Source organism: Pedobacter sp. SAFR-022, from assembly GCF_051965375.1.
GTDB lineage: Bacteria > Bacteroidota > Bacteroidia > Sphingobacteriales > Sphingobacteriaceae > Pedobacter.
The window spans coordinates 79,322-99,586 of sequence record NZ_JBQCME010000006.1 but is presented as its reverse complement, the minus strand read 5'-3'; the positions used below and the strand labels follow the sequence as shown (position 1 = coordinate 99,586).

The window sequence follows — 20,265 nt, the reverse complement described above, 5'->3', positions numbered from 1 at the left end:
TTCTGGGCCCTTTCTGATAATTTATTTTACGCTGATCGCAAATCCACCTCCAGGTGCCATTTGCTGTTTTATCACCGTCTTAGCATTAACTTTGATTTTTCTAATGGTATAGCTTTGCGGATTTTTGTCAAAGCTCGCATCCTTGCCGTCGGCGTAGATGGTCGCTGTAAAGCTCTTTCCTTTTGGCAGGTACTTAAAGGTTACTGTTGAAGTACGAGCGTTCTCATCGGTGATACCACCGATATACCATTCATCTTTTCCTTTTGCTTTACGTGCAATCGTGATGTAATCGCCAGGCTCTGCTTCCAGAACGTAAGACTCATCCCAGTCTACCGCAACGTCCTTGATAAACTGGAAGGCATCCATAAACTTGTTGTAGGTTTCTGGGAAATCTGCCGCCATTTGCAAAGGACTGTACATGGTAACATATAAAGCCAATTGTTTAGTCAGGGTAGTACGTACATAGGAGTTATTGTCCGGGTTATAAGCGCTGATTTTGGTCTGGAAAATTCCAGGCGTGTAGTCCATCGGTCCACCAACCAAACGGGTGAAAGGAAGGATCGTGGTATGATCCGGGTTGTTTCCACCGAAAGATTCGTATTCGGTTCCTCTGGCAGATTCATTACCGATCAGGTTTGGATAGGTACGGTTTAAACCCGTTGGCCTAACAGCTTCATGCGCATTAACCATAATCTTGTAATCCGCAGCTTTCTTGATGGCATACAGATAATGGTTGTTTAGCCACTGTCCATAATGATACTCGCCACGGGGAATCATGTTACCTACATAGCCACTTTTCACGGAGTTATAGCCATGCTCAACCATGAACTTGTATGCCGTATCCAGATGACGCTCGTAGTTACGAACTGAACCGGAGGTCTCATGGTGCATCATCATTTTTACACCTTTCTCAGCAGCATAACGCTGAAGTTCTTTCACATCGAAATCCGGATAAGGCGTTACAAAATCGAAAACATAGTCCTTGGTTTTTCCAAACCAGTCTTCCCAGCCTTCATTCCAGCCCTCAACGAGTACTGCATCAAATCCATGCTTCGAAGCGAAGTCGATATATTCTTTTACATGAGCGGTGTTTGCGCCATGTTTACCATTGGGCTTGGTTTTCTTGTAATCCGTTACGCCAAATTGGATCTTCTCATCTGTATAAGCCCAGCTGCTTTTTCCGGTAATCATTTCCCACCATACACCAACGTATTTCACCGGCTTAATCCAGGAAACATCTTTGTATTTGGTTGGTTCGTTTAAGTTAAGCACCAGCTTGGATGACAGGATGTCTCCTGCTTTATCACTTACGATAACTGTTCTCCATGGTGTTTGTGTAGGTGCCTGAAGGTAACCCTTGTCGCCGATTGCATCAGGAGTAAGGTGCGATTCAAAGACCATCGTCTTATCATTCAGCTCCAAGGACATGGTTGAGTAATCAACCAATGCTGCCTCGTGAAGGTTGATGTATAAGCCATCGTTACTTTTCAGCATCAATGGTGTTTGAACACCAGTGTCGGAAAATGGAGTTTGGGAAGAGTTTGGAGTAACTGCTGATTTCATCAGTCCTCTGATCTCAGACAGTTTGGAAGTTACCGTGCTGTATTCCTGCGTGTCGTAATCCCCCGGAAGCCAAAAAGCTTTGTGATCTCCAGCCATGGCGAACTCGGTTCTTTCTTCCTTGATGATGAAGTAATTCAGGTTATCCTGTTCCGGGAATTCATACCGGAATCCAAGACCATCATCAAAAAGGCGGAAACGTAACCTGATATAACGATCTTTTTCAGCCTTTTGGCTCAAGGTGACCAAAAGCTCATTGTAGTGATTACGGATGGTTTTCTGCTCACCCCAAACTGGGTTCCAGGATTCGTCAGCAGTTACCTTCTCCGTTTTTACAACCGTAAAGCCGGTTAAAAACGAGGGTACATCTTTGGTTTCAATACCAAGCTTGCTCGTTTTTATAACATCTTTTTTCTTGTATTTAAGCTGATAAGTGGGAGTACCCGAGGCATTTAGTTCAAATTTCAAACTTAAATTTTTGTCGGGCGAACTGATTTCCTGTGCCTGGACCATCCATCCGGAGCCTAGCACTAAAAGGAAAAGTAGTAATGTTTTACGCATGTTTTATTTCATTTATATGCTCCAAAGCTAAGCTAAGTGCCCGGCAAAGCGAAATAAAACCCCAAACAGGTACTATTAATTACATTTTTGTGCAATTCTGGTTATACCAGATATTCAAACAAGGTTTGATCTTTATTCAACTCGATGGTCTCGAACTTAAACTCGGCCATGCGTTGCAAGAGCAAGGGATAGTCACCGCTTTCTTTGAGCTCAATACCCACCAATGCAGGTCCGCTTTCTTTGTTTGTCTTTTTGATAAACTCAAACCTGGTAATGTCATCGTGTGGGCCCAGCACATTATTTACAAACAACTTCAGTGCACCCGGGCGTTGTGGAAAGCGCACAATGAAGTAGTGTTTTAAGCCTTCGTAAAGCAAGGACTTTTCTTTAATCTCCTGCATGCGCTCAATGTCGTTGTTTCCGCCGCTGATGATACAAACGACCTTTTTCCCTTTAATCTCCGCAGCGACCTGATCCAATGCAGCTACCGACAAGGCGCCAGCTGGTTCTACTACAATCGCATCTTCGTTATATAGTTTCAGGATGGTGGTACAGATCTTCCCTTCGGGGACAAGCAGCATGTCGTCTAAGAGTTCACTGCAATACTGATAGTTTAGTGTTCCGACGCGTTTTACGGAGGCGCCGTCTACAAAGCGGTCTACCTGCTCCAGGGTTACTGGCCCGCCATGCTGTAGTGCATGTTTCATCGATGGCGCGCCTTCTGGCTCCACGCCAATCAGCTGAACAGCCGGTGCAATGTTCCTTAGGTAACTGCTTACACCAGAAGCGAGTCCGCCGCCACCAATCGGCATAACCACGTAGTCCACGTCCGGTAGTTCTTCGAACAGTTCTACCCCAACGGTGCCCTGGCCTTCAATGATCTTCGGATTGTCAAAAGGAGGGATGAAGGTCATGCCATGACTTTGTGTATAAACCAAAGCCTCGCGCATACAATCATCGAAGGTATCACCAACGAGTACGATCTCGATGTGGTCACCGCCGAACATCTCCGTTTGTTTTACCTTTTGCTTAGGGGTAATCTCTGGCATAAAGATCACCCCTTTGATGTTCAGCTTCTTACAGGAATAGGCAACGCCCTGGGCGTGGTTGCCGGCGCTGGCGCAAACAACCCCCCTTGAACGTTGATCATCCGCAAGTGTTGATATCATGTTAAATGCGCCCCGCAACTTGTAGGAGCGCACAATTTGTAAATCTTCTCTCTTCAGGTAGACCTCAGCCTGGTATTTAAGCGATAGTCCGGCATTATATTCCAATGGTGTACGGCGTACGGTGCCATGTATCCTGGCTGCAGCAGCCTGGAAATCCAGTGCTATGTTTTTGGTCTTGTTCATGATTATAGGAATTTGTTTACGGCATCCAGGTAAGCATTTGCCGATGCCTGCACGATATCGGTGTTGAAACCGTAGCCCAGGTAAGACTTGCCGTTGTATGAAATACGCATGTTTACTTTGCTCACGTCGTCACTGCCGCCGTGCATGGCTTGTATATTAAACTCTTTCAACTCTACAGCTTTGCCGATGATGCTTTCTATAGCCTTGATCGTGGCATTCACCGGGCCATTGCCACGGGCAAGTGCTTCATGTTCCTGACCTTCGTATTCTAACTTCACCGTCGCAGTTGGACTTAAAGGGTCTCCACACAGTACCTGTAGTAGTTTCAACTTGTAACCGTTTTTAAACGGGTCTTCTTTTCCGTCACTCATCAAGAGCAGCAAGTCATCATCGCTGATATGCTTTTTCTCATCGGCCATCGTAAGGAAAGTCTCATAAACCTGATCCAGCTTGATGCGTTCAATTTCATAACCCAAACGCTCCAGGTGGTGCTTCAAGGCATGGCGACCGCTTCTTGCCGTTAGGATGATATCGGATTTATCGATGCCTACATCCTCAGGGTTAATGATCTCATAGTTCTCCCGGTGTTTCAAAAATCCATCCTGGTGAATACCCGAGCTGTGTGCAAAAGCATTCTGGCCGATAATCGCTTTATTAGGTTGTACCGGCATGCGCATCATGCGGCTAACCATATTGCTGATCTCCGAAAAATGTTTGCTGTTGATGTTCGTATGGAGGTTAAGCGCATGGTGTGTTTTCAGGATCATGGTCACCTCCTCCAGGGCCGTATTTCCTGCACGTTCGCCGATACCATTGATCGTACATTCTACCTGCCTTGCACCATTCACAATACCTGCAAGGGTATTTGCAGTCGCAAGTCCGAGGTCATTGTGGCAATGCACGGAAATGATCGCCTGATCAATATTAGACACATGTTCTTTCAGGTACTTGATCTTTGCGCCATACTGATCCGGAAGGCAGTAGCCATTCGTATCCGGAATATTCACCACGGTTGCACCGGCAGCAATGACGGCTTCAACCATTCGGGCCAGGTATTCATTATCGGCACGGCCGGCATCTTCTGCATAGAACTCGATATCTTCCACAAAACCTTTCGCGTATTTCACCGCTTCCACGGCACGCTCCAGGATCTCCTCACGGGTGCTGTTGAATTTATACTTGATGTGCATGTCGGAAGAGCCGATGCCGGTATGGATTCTTGGCCGTTTGGCATATTGAAGCGAAGCAACTGCAGCGTCGATATCCTTTTTATTTGCGCGGGTAAGTGCACAGATGATGGGCTCGGATACGGCCTTTGATAGTTCAACAACACTCTGGAAGTCGCCCGGACTGGAGATCGGGAATCCCGCCTCAATCACATCAACGCCCAGCGCCTCCAGTGCTTTCGCAATTTCTACCTTTTCTGCGGTGGCAAGCTGACAGCCTGGAACCTGTTCTCCATCTCTAAGGGTGGTGTCAAAAACGTATACTCTGTTCGGATCGTGTAACATAAAATGATGTGATTAAGAAAGTGTGTGTTGATCGATGAATTTTAAAATAAATTTGCCCATGTCCTGTGTACCGAGCACCTTATAAGGGTTGGTGCTGCCATCAGCGATGTCATTGGTCCTGAAACCATCGGCAAGCACCTGCTTTACCACATCTATGATGAGCTTGGATTCGGATTTAAGTCCAAAGGAGATGTCGAGCATCAATGCCACCGAAAGGATGGAGGCCAGTGGATTCGCCAGATCCTTACCTGCAATGTCATGTGCAGAACCGTGGATCGGCTCGAAAAATCCGGTACCATCGCCAACGGAAGCCGAAGCCAGCATACCCATCGAGCCTGCGATCTGCGAAGCTTCATCGGTAAGGATATCGCCAAAAAGATTTGCGGTAAGCACCACATCAAAACGCTTTGGATCTTTGATCAGCTGCATGGCTGCATTGTCGATAAACATGTGTTCGGTTTCTACCTCAGGATACGCTTTGCTTACCTGCTGTACCGTTTCCCGCCATAGTCTGGAGCTCTCCAGTACATTGGCCTTATCCACAGAACACAATCGCTTGCTGCGGGTCATTGCAGCTTCAAAGGCTTTGTGGGCAATACGTTCAATTTCATAGCGCTGATATATCATCAGGTCAGATGCGGTATGGCCATCTTCTGAACGCTTTTTCTCTCCGAAATAAACGTCGCCGGTGAGTTCCCTGAAGAACAGGATATCCGTGCCTTTTAAGATGCTTGGCTTAATGCTTGAAGCATCTAGTAGCTCGTCAAAAAGTAAGATTGGTCTCAGGTTGGCATAGAGCCCCAGTTCTTTTCTAATCTTCAGCAGGCCTTGCTCCGGGCGAACTTTCGCCGAAGGATCGTTGTCATATTTCGCATGCCCAACAGCGCCAAATAAAATGGCGTCGCTCTGTTGTGCTTTTTGTAGTGTCTCGTCAGGAAGTGGATTTCCAGTTGCTTCAATGGCAACATGGCCCATCAATGCTTCCTGGAAACTGAATTCATGGCCATACACTTCAGCGATCTTTTCTAAAACTGCTTTGCCCCAAGTGGTAACCTCAGGACCAATCCCATCTCCGGGTATGACCAATATATTTTTTTTCATGTGTATTCTTTTTCTAAAATGGGTTTATTACGAATTGCAATACCTTGTTCAAGCATCAGCTCATGACTAAGAAAATCAGGCAAGGCATGGTCGAAATGATTCACATAGATCAGGCTGCGATTCGTGTTACATAATAATTCCACCACCTGATTGAACATACTTGTTTGGGCTTCATCCAAGCCCTGACAAGGCTCGTCCAATATGAGTAATGGTGGGTTTTTAATGATCGAACGGGCTAAAAGTGCCAGGCGCTGTTTGCCTAGCGGAAGCTGTGTTAGTAGATCATTTGCTTCGGTGTGCAAACCAAATAGCTTCAGTAGTTCATTTGTCTTTTCTTCTTGCTGCAGACTCAGTTTCCTGAACAATCCGCTGGTGTCGAACAATCCGGAAGCAACCGCCTGAAAAACGGTAGAACCTGGTTCAAAATACCATTGCAGTTCAGGCGAGATAAAACCAATTTGCTTTTTGATGTCCCAGATGCTTTCACCAGTACCGCGCTTTCGGCCGAACAGCTGTATTTCCTGTCCGTAAGCCTGAGGGTTATCTCCGGTCAGCAGGCTGATCAGGGTCGACTTGCCCGAGCCATTATGGCCGTTCAAAAGCCACTTTTCACCTGCTTTGACGCACCAGTTCAAATCTTTCAGAATCTGTTTTTCGCCATAGCGGATGTTCACGTTTCTCATAGAAACGAGTTCCTCTACCGCTAAAACTGGAGCTTGCTGCAGGAAGTAAGGAAGCTGATAATCAAGGTTCGTCTGCTGCTTTACCGCTATTGGTTCGTTACTGGTCACCAGTTTACCATCTAGGAGCGAAGCAAAGCGGTTGATGCATCCAGGTATGGCTGCATCATTACTTACAATTAACAACTGCATACCTCCAGCACAGGCAATTTCTAGCTGTTCATTCAGGCAGGTTCTGGTCTGCACATCCAGTCCGGTATATGGATTGTCCAATATCATGAATTGTGGGCGGTAGAGTAATGCTTTGATCAGCTGCAATTTTTTGTGTTCACCGCTGGAAAGTTGAATGATCGGTGCATCTTTTCTGCTCCAAAGGCCAAAGGTCTCTAAAAGCAGCTGTGCTTTCGCCTCAGAACGATGTATCCTTGTTGCATATTCAAGCAGGCTCTCCCAAACGGTAATGGTATTTTCCGCATCAGCACTATTGAAGCGCTGTTGAAAGTAAAAACTGGAACTGCCTTGTTTATCCTTGAACTGCAACCATTGTGGAACGTACAATGTGGAGGCAGGCAGGGTAGAACCGGCGACATAATGAACCTTAATTTGTCCGCTCACTCGTCCAAGACCAGCTATAGCTTTTGCCAGCATGGTTTTGCCACTTCCACTTGCGCCATTTAAGAGCCATTGCTCTCCTTTAGCAATTTGCCAGGACAGATCAGCCAGGATAACCCGGTTTCTGATTTTTAAGTTTACATGCTCAATCCCGACAAATACTTCCATTAGACGACGGCTTTCTGGTGTTCAAAATGTTCTATTGCCTGACGCTGATTTAAAATGAAATCAATGTCATCATAACCATTAATCAGGCAAGACTTTTTATAAGGGTTTATTTCGAAATCCTCGTACTCCTTGGTGGTTTCAATGGTCACAGTTTGGGCTTCCAAGTCTACCGTAACTTTCGCTTGAGGGTCAGTTTCCACAGCAAGAAAGATCCGCTGTACAAAGCCATCTGAAAGTTGTATTGGCAACAAGCCATTATTCAAGGCATTGCCTTTAAAGATATCCGCAAAGAAACTGCTGATCACCACATCAAATCCATAGTCCTGCAGCGCCCAGGCGGCATGCTCCCTGCTGCTTCCACAGCCGAAGTTTTTGCCTGCTACCAGCACCTTACCGCTATGGGCTGGATTGTTCAGTACGAATTCCGGGCGCGGATTTCTGGAAGCATCGTAACGCCAGTCGCAGAACAGGTTCTCACCAAAACCTTCACGGGTCGTGGCTTTCAAAAATCTCGCTGGTATGATCTGGTCGGTATCCACGTTCTCCATTGGAAGTGGCACCACCGAGGAAGTTAAAGTTGTAAATTTCTTCATCTTAGGCGTAAATATTTTCGGTAAGCATGGAACGTACATCGGTAATGCGACCGGTGATTGCAGCAGCTGCGGCAGTCAGCGGACTAGCCAGGAAAGTTCTGGAGTTCGGGCCCTGACGGCCTTCGAAGTTCCGGTTCGATGTAGACACGCAGTATTTTCCTGCAGGGATCTTATCTTCATTCATACCCAGGCATGCACTGCATCCCGGTTCACGCAATTGGAAACCAGCGGCTTCAAACACTTTGTCCAGCCCTTCCGCAATCGCTTGTTGCTCAATTTGCTTAGAGCCTGGTACAATCCACACGGTAACATTGGGTGCTTTCTGCCGGCCTTTAACAAATTCCGCTACAGCGCGCAAGTCCTCCATTCTGGAGTTGGTGCAGCTTCCAATAAAGACGTAGTCAATCTCTTTCCCGAGCAGCGAAGCATCATCGCCAATGCCCATGTAGTTCAATGCTTTCTCATACGATGGACGCTCAGACAACTCCTGGCTGGCTGTTGTAGGTATCTGCTGACTGATGCCTACACCCATTCCCGGGTTAGTACCATAGGTGATCATCGGTTCAATATCAGCCGCATCAAAGTGCAATTCGGCATCAAAAGCAGCATCAGCATCGCTGTAAAGTGTTTTCCAATAGGCCAGCGCTTTGTCCCATGCAGCACCTTTAGGCGCAAACTCACGACCATTAACATAGTCGAAGGTAATGTCGTCAGGTGCAATCAATCCACCTCTGGCACCCATTTCAATGCTCATGTTGCAGATGGTCATCCTGGCTTCCATGCTCAAGCTACGGATCGTGGAGCCGGCATATTCGATAAAATAGCCTGTTCCTCCGGCCGCTGAGATCTTTGCGATGATGTACAAGATAATGTCCTTTGCACTAACCCCGGTACCGAGCTCACCATCCACGGTAATGCGCATGGTTTTCGGAGGTTGTTGTAATAAACATTGTGTAGCCAATACCTGCTCCACCTGAGAAGTACCGATACCAAATGCAATGGCACCGAAGGCTCCGTGCGTGGAAGTATGACTATCGCCACAAACAATGGTAGAACCTGGTAGGGTAATACCCAGCTCTGGCCCGATTACATGCACTATACCCTGGTAAGGGTGTCCTAAGCCGTAAAGTTCTACGCCAAATTCCGCGCAGTTCTTGGTCAGCATATCTACCTGATAACGTGACAGGGTCTCCTGAATCGGCAGATGCTGGTTCAATGTGGGCACATTATGATCTGCCGTTGCAATGGTTTGTGCAGGGCGAAATACAGGCAAGCCTCTTTTACGAAGTCCGTCAAATGCCTGAGGACTGGTTACCTCATGTATAAAATGCGTATCGATATACAAAATATCAGGAAAGCCCGCGTCGCGTTTTACGACGTGAGCATCCCAGATTTTTTCTACTAAAGTCTTTCCCATGTGGGTATATTTTTATGCTTCTAATTCTTTCTCTGCTGGTTGATTTTCAGGGCGTAAACTGCGCACAGTTTTACCTGCCTGCCATAATTCACTGTCCCTTAATTCTGCCAGTTCAGCGTTTAACTTTTCACGGTAGTCCGGCTGACTGTTACTGTCAATAGATCTTTGTGATTCCTGACCGGAAGCAACGCTTGCATATAGCTCTTCAAATACGGGTTTTGTTGCATCGCGGAACTTCTTCCACCAGTCCAAGGCACCACGTTGTGCGGTAGTGGAACAGTTTGCATACATCCAGTCCATGCCATTTTCTGCTACCAACGGCATTAAGCTTTGGGTAAGCTCCTCAACGGTCTCGTTGAAAGCTTCAGAAGGAGAGTGGCCATTGGCACGTAACACATCATATTGTGCTGCGAAGATGCCCTGGATACAACCCATCAAGGTTCCACGTTCACCAGTCAAATCGCTATATACCTCTTTCTTGAAATCCGTTTCAAACAGGTAACCGCTACCTACAGCGATACCTAAGGCAACCACTCTTTCATAAGCTTTGCCCGTTGCATCCTGGAAAATGGCATAACTTGAGTTCAGTCCACGCCCTTGTAAGAACATCCGGCGTAGGGAAGTACCAGAGCCTTTTGGTGCTACAAGGAACACATCAACGTCTGCAGGTGGTACGATGCCGGTCTGCTCATTGAAGGTAATTCCAAAGCCGTGCGAGAAGTACAATGCCTTACCTGGTGTAAGGTGCTTTTTAACCGTAGGCCATAGTTCAATTTGAGCGGCGTCACTCAACAGGTAGCAAATGATGGTTCCACGCTCCAGCGCTTCTTCAATTTCAAACAGGGTTTCTCCAGGAACAAATCCGTCGGCAATGGCCTTATCCCAGGTTTTTGATTCTTTACGTTGGCCAACAATAACATTGATGCCATTGTCTTTTTGATTAAGCGCCTGTCCTGGACCTTGTACGCCATAACCGATAATTGCTACGGTTTCATTTTTCAGGACCTCCTGTGCTCTTTCCAATGGAAATTCATCACGTGTTACTACATTTTCGTCTTTACCGCCGAAATTTAATACTGCCATAATTTTGGTTTTATAAGTTTTGGTTAATCTATGTTTTAGTCTGTTTAGTTATTTAGCGACCAGCACTACATGGTGAACACATCTTTCTTGGTGTCGGAGTGTTCGAGTTCCACAACATCCTGCCCAGGCTCCTCACGTTCAAACTCCCGGAGTTTCTTGTTGAAGCCCTGGCTGTTTTTGATGATCGCTACTCTGGCACTTCGAACAAATTCAATCAGGCCATAAGGTTGAAGTACTTCAATGAGCTTATCCGTTTCTTCACGATGGCCGGTAGTTTCGAACACCGTGTAGTCTTTCCGGATCACGACCGCTCTTGCCCCATTTTCGCGGAGTAAGCGTTCCACGTACACCTTCTCGGCAATCACATCCGTCGGTACTTTATACAGGGCCATTTCCTGCCAGATGATGTCGTCGTTGGTGTTGAAATATACCTTCAATACTTCAACCTGCTTTTCAATCTGTCTGGCAACTTTGCGAACCGTATCCGGTGTTTCGTTAACAACAATGTTAAAGCGGTGAATATGCTGGATCTCCGAAGGCGATACATTCAAACTTTCGATGTTGATCTTTCTTCTGGAGAAGATTATCGCAATGCGGTTTAACAAACCCACCTGGTTCTCTGTATAAACCGAGATGGTGTATTCCTGCTTTTTATCTATGAATTCTGCGTCTTTCATGTCCATTTATTTAAGTCTGATTTCACTTACGCTGCAACCTTGCGGTACCATCGGAAATACATTAAGTTCTTTTTCAACCATCACTTCCAGCACGAAGGATCCTTGATGCTCAAGCATCTGTGTTAGTGCCGGGATCAACTCCTCGCGTGCAGTAACTTTCTTCCCAGGGATATAATAAGATTCTGCAAGCTTGATAAAGTCAGGACTGGTGATGTCTACAAAAGAGTATCGCTTTTCGTTGAACAGTTGCTGCCATTGGCGCACCATGCCCAGGAACTGATTGTTTAAAATCATAATCTTGACGTCCACACCGCTTTGCATGATGGTTCCAAGCTCCTGCAAGGTCATCTGGAAACCGCCATCGCCAATTACAGCGACTACCGTGCGATCTGGTCTGCCGAATTTAGCACCAATCGCAGCTGGAAGACCAAAGCCCATGGTACCCAATCCACCACTGGTAACGTTGCTGCGGGTATGGTTCAGTTTAGCATAACGGCAGGCAACCATCTGGTGCTGGCCTACATCACTTACAATAATGGCTTCACCTTTGGTAAGCTGATTTAACTGGTGGATCACTTCACCCATGGTCAATTCGCCGCTTTCTGGCTCAAGCTCTTTTTGGATCAGCTCTTCCCGTTCAATCTTATCAAAAACTTTAAACTCAGCAAGCCAATCGGTGTGTGTACGTTCTTCGATAAGCGCTGTCAACAGTGGAAGCGTGTCTTTACAATCACCCCAAACCGGAACATCTGCTTTCACGTTCTTATCGATCTCTGCCGGATCAATGTCCAGGTGAACTACCTTAGCCTGGGTAGCGTATTTATCTAACCTGCCAGTTACGCGGTCATCAAAGCGCATTCCTATAGCAATGAGCACGTCGCAGGAGTTGGTCTGTACGTTAGGACCATAATTTCCGTGCATACCCAGCATACCAACATTTTGCGGGTGATCTGAAGGGATAGCGCCGGCACCTAAAATGGTCCATGCTGCAGGAATACCACTTTTCTCTACAAAGGCCTGGAATTCTTTTTCTGCGCTACCGAGTAGCACACCTTGCCCGAAAAGGATGAAAGGTTTCTTCGCTGCATTGATCATCGCTGCCGCCTGCTCAATATATTCCGTACGGATATTCGGCTTTGGACGATAGCTGCGGATGTGATTACAAGGCGTATAACCTTCGTAAGCGATCTTCTGGATCTGCGCATCCTTGGTGATGTCAATCAGTACCGGACCTGGGCGACCGCTTTTAGCAATGTAAAAGGCTTTTGCCAATACTGCAGGGATCTCATTGGCATCAGTTACCTGATAATTCCATTTGGTTACCGGTGTGGTAATATTGATCACATCTGTTTCCTGGAAGGCATCGGTGCCAAGAAGATGACTGAATACCTGACCCGTAATACACACCAATGGGGTACTATCAATTTGTGCATCAGCGAGGCCAGTGACCAGGTTTGTTGCGCCCGGGCCGCTGGTGGCGAACACCACGCCAACTTTCCCAGATGTTCTTGCAAAGCCTTGCGCCGCATGTGTTGCACCCTGCTCATGACGCACCAGGATATGCTGAAGTCGCTCTTTGAAGTCATATAAGGCGTCATAAATTGGCATGATTGCTCCACCTGGGTAACCAAAGACCACTTCGGTTCCTTCGGTAATTAATCCCTCCAATAATGCCACAGAGCCGCTAACTGTCTTAAGTTCTTTCGGCGCTGCCGGTCTGATTGTTTCTTCAATTGATAATTCCATTTTCTAAGGTATTATGTGCAGATTAATCGGTATACGCATCGGTAACGCAGCCTTCACTGGCATTGCTTACCTGTTTCAAATATTTATAAAGTACACCGCCTTTTACTGGTGGTGGTAACTGCTTCCAGTTTGCGCGGCGCGCCGCAAGTTCTTCATCGGAGATCAGGACGTCGATGGTGTTATTCACCGCATCAATCCGGATGATGTCATTGTCTTGTACTAGTCCGATGTTGCCACCTGACCAGGCTTCTGGCGTGATGTGTCCCACCACAAACCCGTGGGTCCCACCAGAGAAGCGGCCATCGGTTATCAGCGCCACCGACTTACCCAAGCCCGCACCGATGATGGCAGAGGTTGGTTTAAGCATTTCTGGCATTCCAGGTGCGCCCTTCGGACCAACCTGACGGATCACCACCACGTCACCCTGATGAACTCTGCCGCTGGAGATACCTTCAATCAGCTGTTTCTCCCCATCAAATACCCTTGCAGGGCCTTCAAATCTTTCCCCTTCTTTACCACTGATCTTAGCAACAGCACCGAGCTGTGCCAGGTTACCATAAAGCATTTGCAAATGGCCTGTTGCTTTAATTGGGTTTTCTATCGGTAGGATCACCTTCTGCTTTTCAAAATCCAGGTCAACAGCATCAGCTACGTTTTCAGCTAAGGTTTTGCCAGTCACGGTCAGACAATCACCGTGGATCAACCCAACTTTTAACAAATACTTCAATACTGCTGGTATACCGCCAATCGTATGTACATCTTCCATCAGGTACTGACCGCTTGGCTTCAAGTCTGCCAATACCGGGGTATTGTCGCTGATGTGCTGGAAATCTTTAAGCTCCAAGTTCAGACCCACGGACTTCGCCATGGCAATCAGGTGCAGAACCGCATTGGTACTTCCGCCAAGAACCATTACCGTTACTATCGCATTGTGAAATGCTTTCTCAGTCATGATATGAGAGGGCAGGATGTTCTTTTCGAGCAATACTTTGATCGCTTCACCCGCGCTTAAGCATTCTGCTTTTTTCTCCTCGCTAAGGGCAGGGTAGGAGGAACTGTAAGGCAAGCTCATGCCCAATGCCTCGATTGCTGAAGCCATGGTATTTGCGGTGTACATACCACCGCATGCACCTGCACCCGGACAGGTATGTCTGATGATGCCTTGATAATCTTCTTCCGAAATTTTGCCGGCAATCTTCTCACCAAGCGCTTCAAAGGCAGAAACCATGTTCAATGATTTCCCTTTGTAGTTACCCGAGTGGATACTTCCACCGTAAACCATGATGGATGGGCGGTTTAAACGACCCATTGCCATAATGGATCCCGGCATATTTTTATCGCAGCCCGGTAATGCGATCACCGCATCATAATATTGTCCGCCGCAAATGGTTTCTATAGAGTCGGCGATAACGTCCCTGGAAATCAAGGAATATCGCATCCCGTCGGTACCATTAGACATTCCATCACTCACGCCAATGGTGTTGAAGGTTAAGCCTACCATATCATTCTTCCAAACACCCTCTTTCACCAACTTGGCTAAGTCGTTCAGGTGCATGTTGCAGGTGTTGCCATCATAGCCCATGCTGGCTATGCCTACCTGTGCTTTCTGCATATCTGCAGTAGTAAGGCCTATCCCATAAAGCATGGCCTGTGCACCAGCCTGGGTTGGATCCTGTGTAAAAGTTTTACTGTATCTGTTTAATTCTAAAGTATCTGACATGTTGCGGTTCGGAATAATCACTTATATAAAAACTTCGTAGTTCTGTTTCTCTAATACCAGGCATTTGTAGGTGCGCTGTAGGGTGGAACCCAGGCTGTCTGACCATTTAAGCGGGAAGGTGGTCTCATCAATGGATTTCATGCCGATGATTTCTGCTGCGGTACCACATAGAAACGCACTGTCTGCCTGTTTCAGTTCTCTGGCGGTGATCTGCGTTTCAATACATTCGATATCAAGGCTCTTACATAATTGAAGCACCGTTTCACGGGTAATTCCAGGAAGGATATGCCCTAAAGAAGGGGTGTAAAGTTTACCTGATTTTTCAATGAAAATATTGGCACCCGGTGCTTCTGCTACAAACTCATTTTGATCTAATAATACCGCCTCATCGTAACCACGCCCCTTAGCTTCTGTGGTTGCAAGGATGGAGTTTACGTAATGACCGCTTACTTTCGCTTCCATAGGGGTAGACTTCGGATTTGGGCGCTGATAGGATGAAATGCACACCCGTACCTGCTTATCGCCAAGGTATGCTCCCCATTCCCAGGCACAGATCATGATGTTTACGCTTGCCGGTTCAGAAAGTGTCATGTTGGGGCTGCAATACACTAAAGGACGGATGTACGCGTCCCTTAGGTTGTTCAACTCCAGCAACTTATACGTTTGTCGTACCAGGTCGTCTACGTTCCATTCAAATGGAATATGTACCAATTCACACGAACGTTTTAAACGTTCATAATGACGTTTGGCTTTGAAAATCCTGGTGCCATTATGGGTGTTATATGCCCGGATTCCTTCGAATACGGCATAACCATAATGTAGTGACTGACTGTAAAGGTCAGTACTGGCATCCTTTGCGGGAACAAACTCGCCGTTTAAGTAAAGCTGGGTAGATGAATTGTAGTATTGCATGGTTTAGGTTGGGATTTCAAAAAGCTGGTTATTAAAAAAGCGCCTCTTTGCTGGGGCGCTTGTAAATATTCTGGTTTAAATTCTCGTTTACAGCGCCTCGGTCTTCTGAATAATCAGCAGAAGGATATTGTTAATCAGGTTGTTGACGTTGTTGAGAATTGTGGTATTCATGTCCTTTTTATTATCTCTTGTTTCTTGAAATACAATTTAGATTTTGAGGAACGCAACGGCAATAGCAAATGAAAATAAATTGAAAAAAAATTTATAACGTATAATTGATAGACAATCAAAATAAAAATTGGTATAAAAGGGTTTTATGGTACAAATCGCTAGTGTGAGTATACCAAAAGTGTTTTCGGTATTCGGTCTACATACTATGCTTGCATTATAAAAAATGGGAAATTCTGCGTGAAATGCTGGTAAGTCTAAGAAAATGTGTCAAAATCAGGTAGAAATTTCGCGTATAAACCTGTACAACTTTCGTGGATTTAGGTGTGGCATTTGCTGCCTGCAGATTCCAGTAAAGACAGTGCAAAAAAAATCCCCCGAACTTCTTCGGGGGATTTCTAAATCGTTATGGGTTATTTAAAGGGCAACGCCTTCTGCAAGCACCACAATTTTATTTTTCAAAACTTCTACAACGCCACCTTTGATGTTAAAGGTTTGTTCATCTGTTTTGTTTTTAATGATAACCGGACCATCTTCTAAAGTTGAGATGATAGGGGCATGGTCTCTCAGGATCTGAAAAGAACCCATTGTTCCCGGTACAGTAACCGCAGTTACTTCTCCTTCAAAAACTTTTTTATCTGGGGTTAATATTTCTAATGTCATAATTATGCGTTTGCTTCGGCAAGGATTTTCTTACCTTTTTCGATAGCATCATCAATATTACCAACTAAGTTGAAAGCAGCTTCTGGATACTCATCAACTTCACCGTCCATAATCATGTTGAATGCTTTGATGGTGTCTTTAATGTCTACCAATACACCTTTAAGACCAGTAAACTGTTCCGCTACGTGGAAAGGCTGAGAAAGGAAACGCTGAACCCGACGTGCACGGTGAACAACCAATTTATCCTCTTCAGAAAGCTCGTCCATACCAAGGATGGCGATAATATCCTGAAGCTCTTTATAACGTTGAAGAATTTCTTTTACACGTTGAGCGGTGTTATAGTGCTCATCACCTAATACTGCCGGAGATAAGATCCTTGAAGTAGAATCCAATGGATCCACAGCAGGGTAGATACCTAGCTCAGAAATTTTACGTGAAAGTACTGTTGTTGCATCTAAGTGGGCAAACGTAGTCGCCGGAGCCGGGTCAGTTAAATCATCCGCAGGAACGTAAACGGCCTGTACTGAAGTAATTGAACCACGTTTGGTTGAAGTAATACGCTCTTGCATTAAACCCATCTCGGTAGCAAGGGTTGGTTGGTAACCTACCGCTGAAGGCATACGACCTAAAAGTGCCGATACCTCAGAACCAGCCTGCGTGAAACGGAAGATGTTATCAACGAAGAAAAGGATATCTTTTCCAGCGCCTTCACCTTCACCGTCACGGAAGTATTCCGCTACAGTAAGACCAGATAATGCCACACGTGCACGTGCACCAGGAGGCTCGTTCATCTGACCGAATACCAGGGTTGCTTTAGATTCTTTTAATTTCTCTACATCTACCTTGCTCAAATCCCAGCCACCTTTTTCCATGGAGTGAAGGAACTCATCACCATAGTTGATTACACCAGATTCGATAAACTCACGTAAAAGGTCATTACCTTCACGAGTACGCTCACCTACACCGGCAAATACAGAAAGACCTGCATAAGCTTTAGCGATGTTGTTTACCAATTCCATGATAAGAACGGTTTTACCTACACCCGCACCACCGAATAATCCGATTTTACCACCTTTTGCATAAGGCTCTAAAAGGTCGATTACTTTGATACCGGTGAAAAGAACTTCTGTTTCGGTAGAAAGCTCATCAAAACGGGGAGGAGCACTGTGAATTGGCTTGCCGGCAGTTTTATCAATAGCATTGATACCGTCGATGGCTTCACCAACAACATTGAATAAACGACCTTTGATTTGATCACCAACAGGCATTTTAATAGGCGCACCAGTATCTAATGCTTTCATTCCACGAACTAAACCATCTGTAGAGTCCATGGCAATTGCACGAACGCGATCTTCACCTAAGTGTTGTTGAACTTCTAAAATGATCTTCTGTCCGTTTTCTTTTTCAATCTCTAATGCAGAGAAAATCTGAGGTAAATGAGCATCGTCAGCAAAACTCACGTCAACTACCGGTCCTATAATCTGCGCTATTTTTCCAATGTTAGGCATATATTGTTTTGGGTAAATTTATAAATATCAAATTGTTAAAGTCCGGATTTATGGTCCTCAATTCAGTCCGCAAAGTTAAGTTTTTTCTCTTAAAATTCTATATATAAATAAAATGATTTTCCACAAGATTTTAGTAATAAATTCGCTGGTATGAAAACCGTATTAGTGACCGGGAGCAATGGACTACTGGGACAGAAAATTACCGAAAATATATTGTTAAACAAGCAGTATCATTTAATAGCAACCTCAAAGGGCTCAAATCGTTACCCGATCAAAGAGGGTTATGTGTATGCCGAAATGGATATTCTTGATCCCGGACAGGTACGGAACGTTGTAGCACAATACAAGCCCGACGCCATCATCCATACTGCAGCGATGACGAACGTTGATACCTGTCAGGTGGAAAAAAAACTCGCGCATGCACTGAATGTGGAGGCTGTGAAAACCCTGGTGGCCGTATGTGAAACCATGAACATACAACTTATCCATTTATCTACTGATTTCGTTTTCGACGGGGAACAAGGGCCCTATGAAGAATCTGCTGAACCTAATCCACTGAGTTACTACGGGCAGACGAAAGTGGAAGCCGAGGAACTGGTTAAGAATTCCCATTGTCGCTGGTCCATCATCCGGACCATTCTTGTTTACGGTATTGTCAAAGACATGAGCCGGAGCAATATTGTGCTTTGGGCCAAAAATGCGCTCGAAAAGGCTGCACCGCTGAACGTGGTCAATGATCAATGGCGTATGCCGACACTTGCCGAAGACCTCGCCTCGGCATGTCTGGCCGCGGTTGAAAAGGAAGTAACCGGGATCTACCATATTTCCGGAATGGATATGATGAGTGTGTCGGAACTGGTGGGTAGGGTAGCGGACTATTTCAATTTAGATAAAAGTTTGATCACTGAAGTTAGCTCTTCAACTTTAAACCAGTCGGCCGCAAGGCCAAAGCGAACCGGATTTATCCTGGACAAGGCTATACGGGATCTAAACTATCAACCACACAGCTTTGAAGAGGGTATCGAAATATTAGAGCAGCAAATGGCAAATGCTTCACGATAAGCCAATATATTTACATTTCACGATTAAACTTATATTAATTTATGGCATTACAGGTAGGCGATCAAGCCCCAGATTTCAAACTATTCAGTTCAGACCTTAAAGAAGTATCCTTAAAAGCTTTTGCAGGACGTAAAGTGGTGATTCAGTTTTTCCCAATGGCGTTTACCGGAACATGTACCACCCAACTTTGTACGATGCGCGATAGCTTTGGATATTATGAAGGCATCAATGCTGCTGTTCTCGGCATTTCGGTAGATTCTCCATTTACCCTGGCAAAGTTTAAAGAAGATCAATCTTATCAATTTCCTTTATTATCAGATTTCAACAAAGAGGTGTCCCAAGCTTATGGTGCTTTTTACGACGAATTCGTATTTAATCTAAAAGGGGTATCGAAAAGAGCAGCTTTTGTAATCGATGAGACAGGAAAAATCAGCTATGCAGAGGTTCTTGAAAATGCTGGAGACTTGCCTGATTTCGAAGCAATTAAGCAGGTTTTAGGCGCCTAATGCAGGATTGGCGCTGGAATAATTATTAAATTATTTCAAAAAAAGTTGGGAAATATCAAGTGAAGTGCTACTTTTGCAGTCCAATCACACGGAAATGCATTCGTAGCTTAATTGGATAGAGCACCTGACTACGGATCAGGAGGTTAGGGGTTCGACTCCCTTCGAGTGCACGGAAAGCCTTAGAGAAATCTAAGGCTTTTTTTATTGCCTTGATTTTTGAGGGCTGTCCTGAGCAACATTATTTGATGGGTTGTGCTTACAGCAGCAGAATTACAGTGCTTACATGGAAAAACTTAATAAGTAATGCAGATAACGGATTAAAAGTCGGAGATCAACTGCTTACATAAGAAGAGAACATCTTATAGATCGGGGTAAAACCCGTATTTCGAATAGATTTCCACAATCCTCCTTGCAGATCGTTCAATTAGAATGATTTTAGACCGTTTAAGCTGGGCAATTTCTTCCTGGCTCGGATGCTCGTCTTCCATGGCAACAAGGATAAGGTTGTCGATAAACTCCATACGATGCTGGTACCAGGCCTTGAATTCTATCAGGTCAATATGTAAGTTCGAATTCATGGTTTGCCATTTGACCTATTAACACCAAGTTAGCAAATTAGTTTCACAGTTTTTTTCACACATTTCAGCTAAAAGACGCAGCCATTT

The 20,265-nt window shown here is 45.4% G+C and carries 17 protein-coding genes and 1 tRNA gene; 3 read left to right on the top strand and 15 right to left on the bottom strand.

Annotation, left to right across the window (positions count from 1 at the left end):
- Window positions 1-21: 21 nt before the first annotated feature.
- The 14 genes from ACTHQF_RS14385 to atpD form a co-directional block, all read right to left on the bottom strand.
- Window positions 22-2,121: a glycoside hydrolase family 97 protein gene (locus tag ACTHQF_RS14385; protein WP_440431163.1), complete on the bottom strand. Its 2,100-nt coding sequence runs from the start codon at window positions 2,119-2,121 to the stop codon at window positions 22-24.
- Between the two features lie 101 nt (window positions 2,122-2,222).
- Window positions 2,223-3,473 (bottom strand): threonine ammonia-lyase IlvA, encoded by a 1,251-nt coding sequence (ilvA, locus tag ACTHQF_RS14380; RefSeq protein WP_440431162.1) that lies wholly within the window; start codon window positions 3,471-3,473, stop codon window positions 2,223-2,225.
- 2 nt (window positions 3,474-3,475) lie between these two features.
- Complete coding sequence (locus tag ACTHQF_RS14375; RefSeq protein ID WP_440431160.1) at window positions 3,476-4,984, bottom strand: 2-isopropylmalate synthase; 1,509 nt, start codon at window positions 4,982-4,984, stop codon at window positions 3,476-3,478.
- Between the two features lie 12 nt (window positions 4,985-4,996).
- Complete coding sequence (gene leuB, locus ACTHQF_RS14370) at window positions 4,997-6,085, bottom strand: 3-isopropylmalate dehydrogenase (protein ID WP_440431158.1); 1,089 nt, start codon at window positions 6,083-6,085, stop codon at window positions 4,997-4,999.
- Window positions 6,082-7,545: an ATP-binding cassette domain-containing protein gene (locus ACTHQF_RS14365; RefSeq protein ID WP_440431156.1), complete on the bottom strand. Its 1,464-nt coding sequence runs from the start codon at window positions 7,543-7,545 to the stop codon at window positions 6,082-6,084. The genes leuB and ACTHQF_RS14365 overlap by 4 nt, the downstream gene beginning before the upstream one ends.
- Window positions 7,545-8,138 carry a 3-isopropylmalate dehydratase small subunit gene (gene leuD, locus ACTHQF_RS14360; RefSeq protein WP_440431154.1) on the bottom strand — a complete coding sequence of 198 codons (594 nt, stop codon included), beginning with the start codon at window positions 8,136-8,138 and terminating at the stop codon, window positions 7,545-7,547. Before leuD ends, ACTHQF_RS14365 begins: the two co-directional genes overlap by 1 nt.
- Window position 8,139: 1 nt before the next feature.
- Window positions 8,140-9,555 (bottom strand): 3-isopropylmalate dehydratase large subunit, encoded by a 1,416-nt coding sequence (leuC, locus tag ACTHQF_RS14355; RefSeq protein ID WP_440431152.1) that lies wholly within the window; start codon window positions 9,553-9,555, stop codon window positions 8,140-8,142.
- 12 nt (window positions 9,556-9,567) lie between these two features.
- Complete coding sequence (ilvC, locus tag ACTHQF_RS14350; protein ID WP_440431151.1) at window positions 9,568-10,638, bottom strand: ketol-acid reductoisomerase; 1,071 nt, start codon at window positions 10,636-10,638, stop codon at window positions 9,568-9,570.
- Between the two features lie 65 nt (window positions 10,639-10,703).
- Window positions 10,704-11,315: an acetolactate synthase small subunit gene (ilvN, locus tag ACTHQF_RS14345; protein WP_440431149.1), complete on the bottom strand. Its 612-nt coding sequence runs from the start codon at window positions 11,313-11,315 to the stop codon at window positions 10,704-10,706.
- A gap of 6 nt (window positions 11,316-11,321) precedes the next feature.
- Window positions 11,322-13,061, bottom strand: coding sequence for a biosynthetic-type acetolactate synthase large subunit (ilvB, locus tag ACTHQF_RS14340; protein ID WP_440431147.1), 1,740 nt, complete (start codon window positions 13,059-13,061; stop codon window positions 11,322-11,324).
- Window positions 13,062-13,083: 22 nt separating this feature from the next.
- Window positions 13,084-14,781, bottom strand: coding sequence for a dihydroxy-acid dehydratase (gene ilvD / locus ACTHQF_RS14335; protein WP_440431145.1), 1,698 nt, complete (start codon window positions 14,779-14,781; stop codon window positions 13,084-13,086).
- 21 nt (window positions 14,782-14,802) lie between these two features.
- Window positions 14,803-15,693: a branched-chain amino acid transaminase gene (locus ACTHQF_RS14330; RefSeq protein WP_440431143.1), complete on the bottom strand. Its 891-nt coding sequence runs from the start codon at window positions 15,691-15,693 to the stop codon at window positions 14,803-14,805.
- A gap of 585 nt (window positions 15,694-16,278) precedes the next feature.
- Window positions 16,279-16,524, bottom strand: a complete 246-nt coding sequence (gene atpC, locus ACTHQF_RS14325; RefSeq protein ID WP_440431141.1) for an ATP synthase F1 subunit epsilon — start codon at window positions 16,522-16,524, stop codon at window positions 16,279-16,281.
- A 2-nt stretch (window positions 16,525-16,526) separates the two neighbouring features.
- Window positions 16,527-18,032 carry a F0F1 ATP synthase subunit beta gene (gene atpD / locus ACTHQF_RS14320; protein WP_440431139.1) on the bottom strand — a complete coding sequence of 502 codons (1,506 nt, stop codon included), beginning with the start codon at window positions 18,030-18,032 and terminating at the stop codon, window positions 16,527-16,529.
- A gap of 150 nt (window positions 18,033-18,182) precedes the next feature.
- On the opposite strand from atpD, the gene ACTHQF_RS14315 reads away from it, so the two are divergent.
- The 3 genes from ACTHQF_RS14315 (at window position 18,183) to ACTHQF_RS14305 (ending at window position 19,770) form a co-directional block, all read left to right on the top strand.
- Complete coding sequence (locus tag ACTHQF_RS14315) at window positions 18,183-19,094, top strand: SDR family oxidoreductase (RefSeq protein WP_440431138.1); 912 nt, start codon at window positions 18,183-18,185, stop codon at window positions 19,092-19,094.
- A gap of 41 nt (window positions 19,095-19,135) precedes the next feature.
- A complete protein-coding gene (locus ACTHQF_RS14310; protein ID WP_440431136.1) occupies window positions 19,136-19,600 on the top strand; it encodes a redoxin domain-containing protein in 465 nt (154 codons plus the stop codon).
- Between the two features lie 96 nt (window positions 19,601-19,696).
- Window positions 19,697-19,770 (top strand) — tRNA-Arg (locus ACTHQF_RS14305).
- 189 nt (window positions 19,771-19,959) lie between these two features.
- Here ACTHQF_RS14305 and ACTHQF_RS14300 read toward each other — a convergent pair.
- The gene (locus tag ACTHQF_RS14300) at window positions 19,960-20,178 is read right to left on the bottom strand and encodes a hypothetical protein (protein WP_440431134.1); all 219 of its coding nucleotides are present in this window, start codon (window positions 20,176-20,178) and stop codon (window positions 19,960-19,962) included.
- Window positions 20,179-20,265 lie beyond the last annotated feature (87 nt).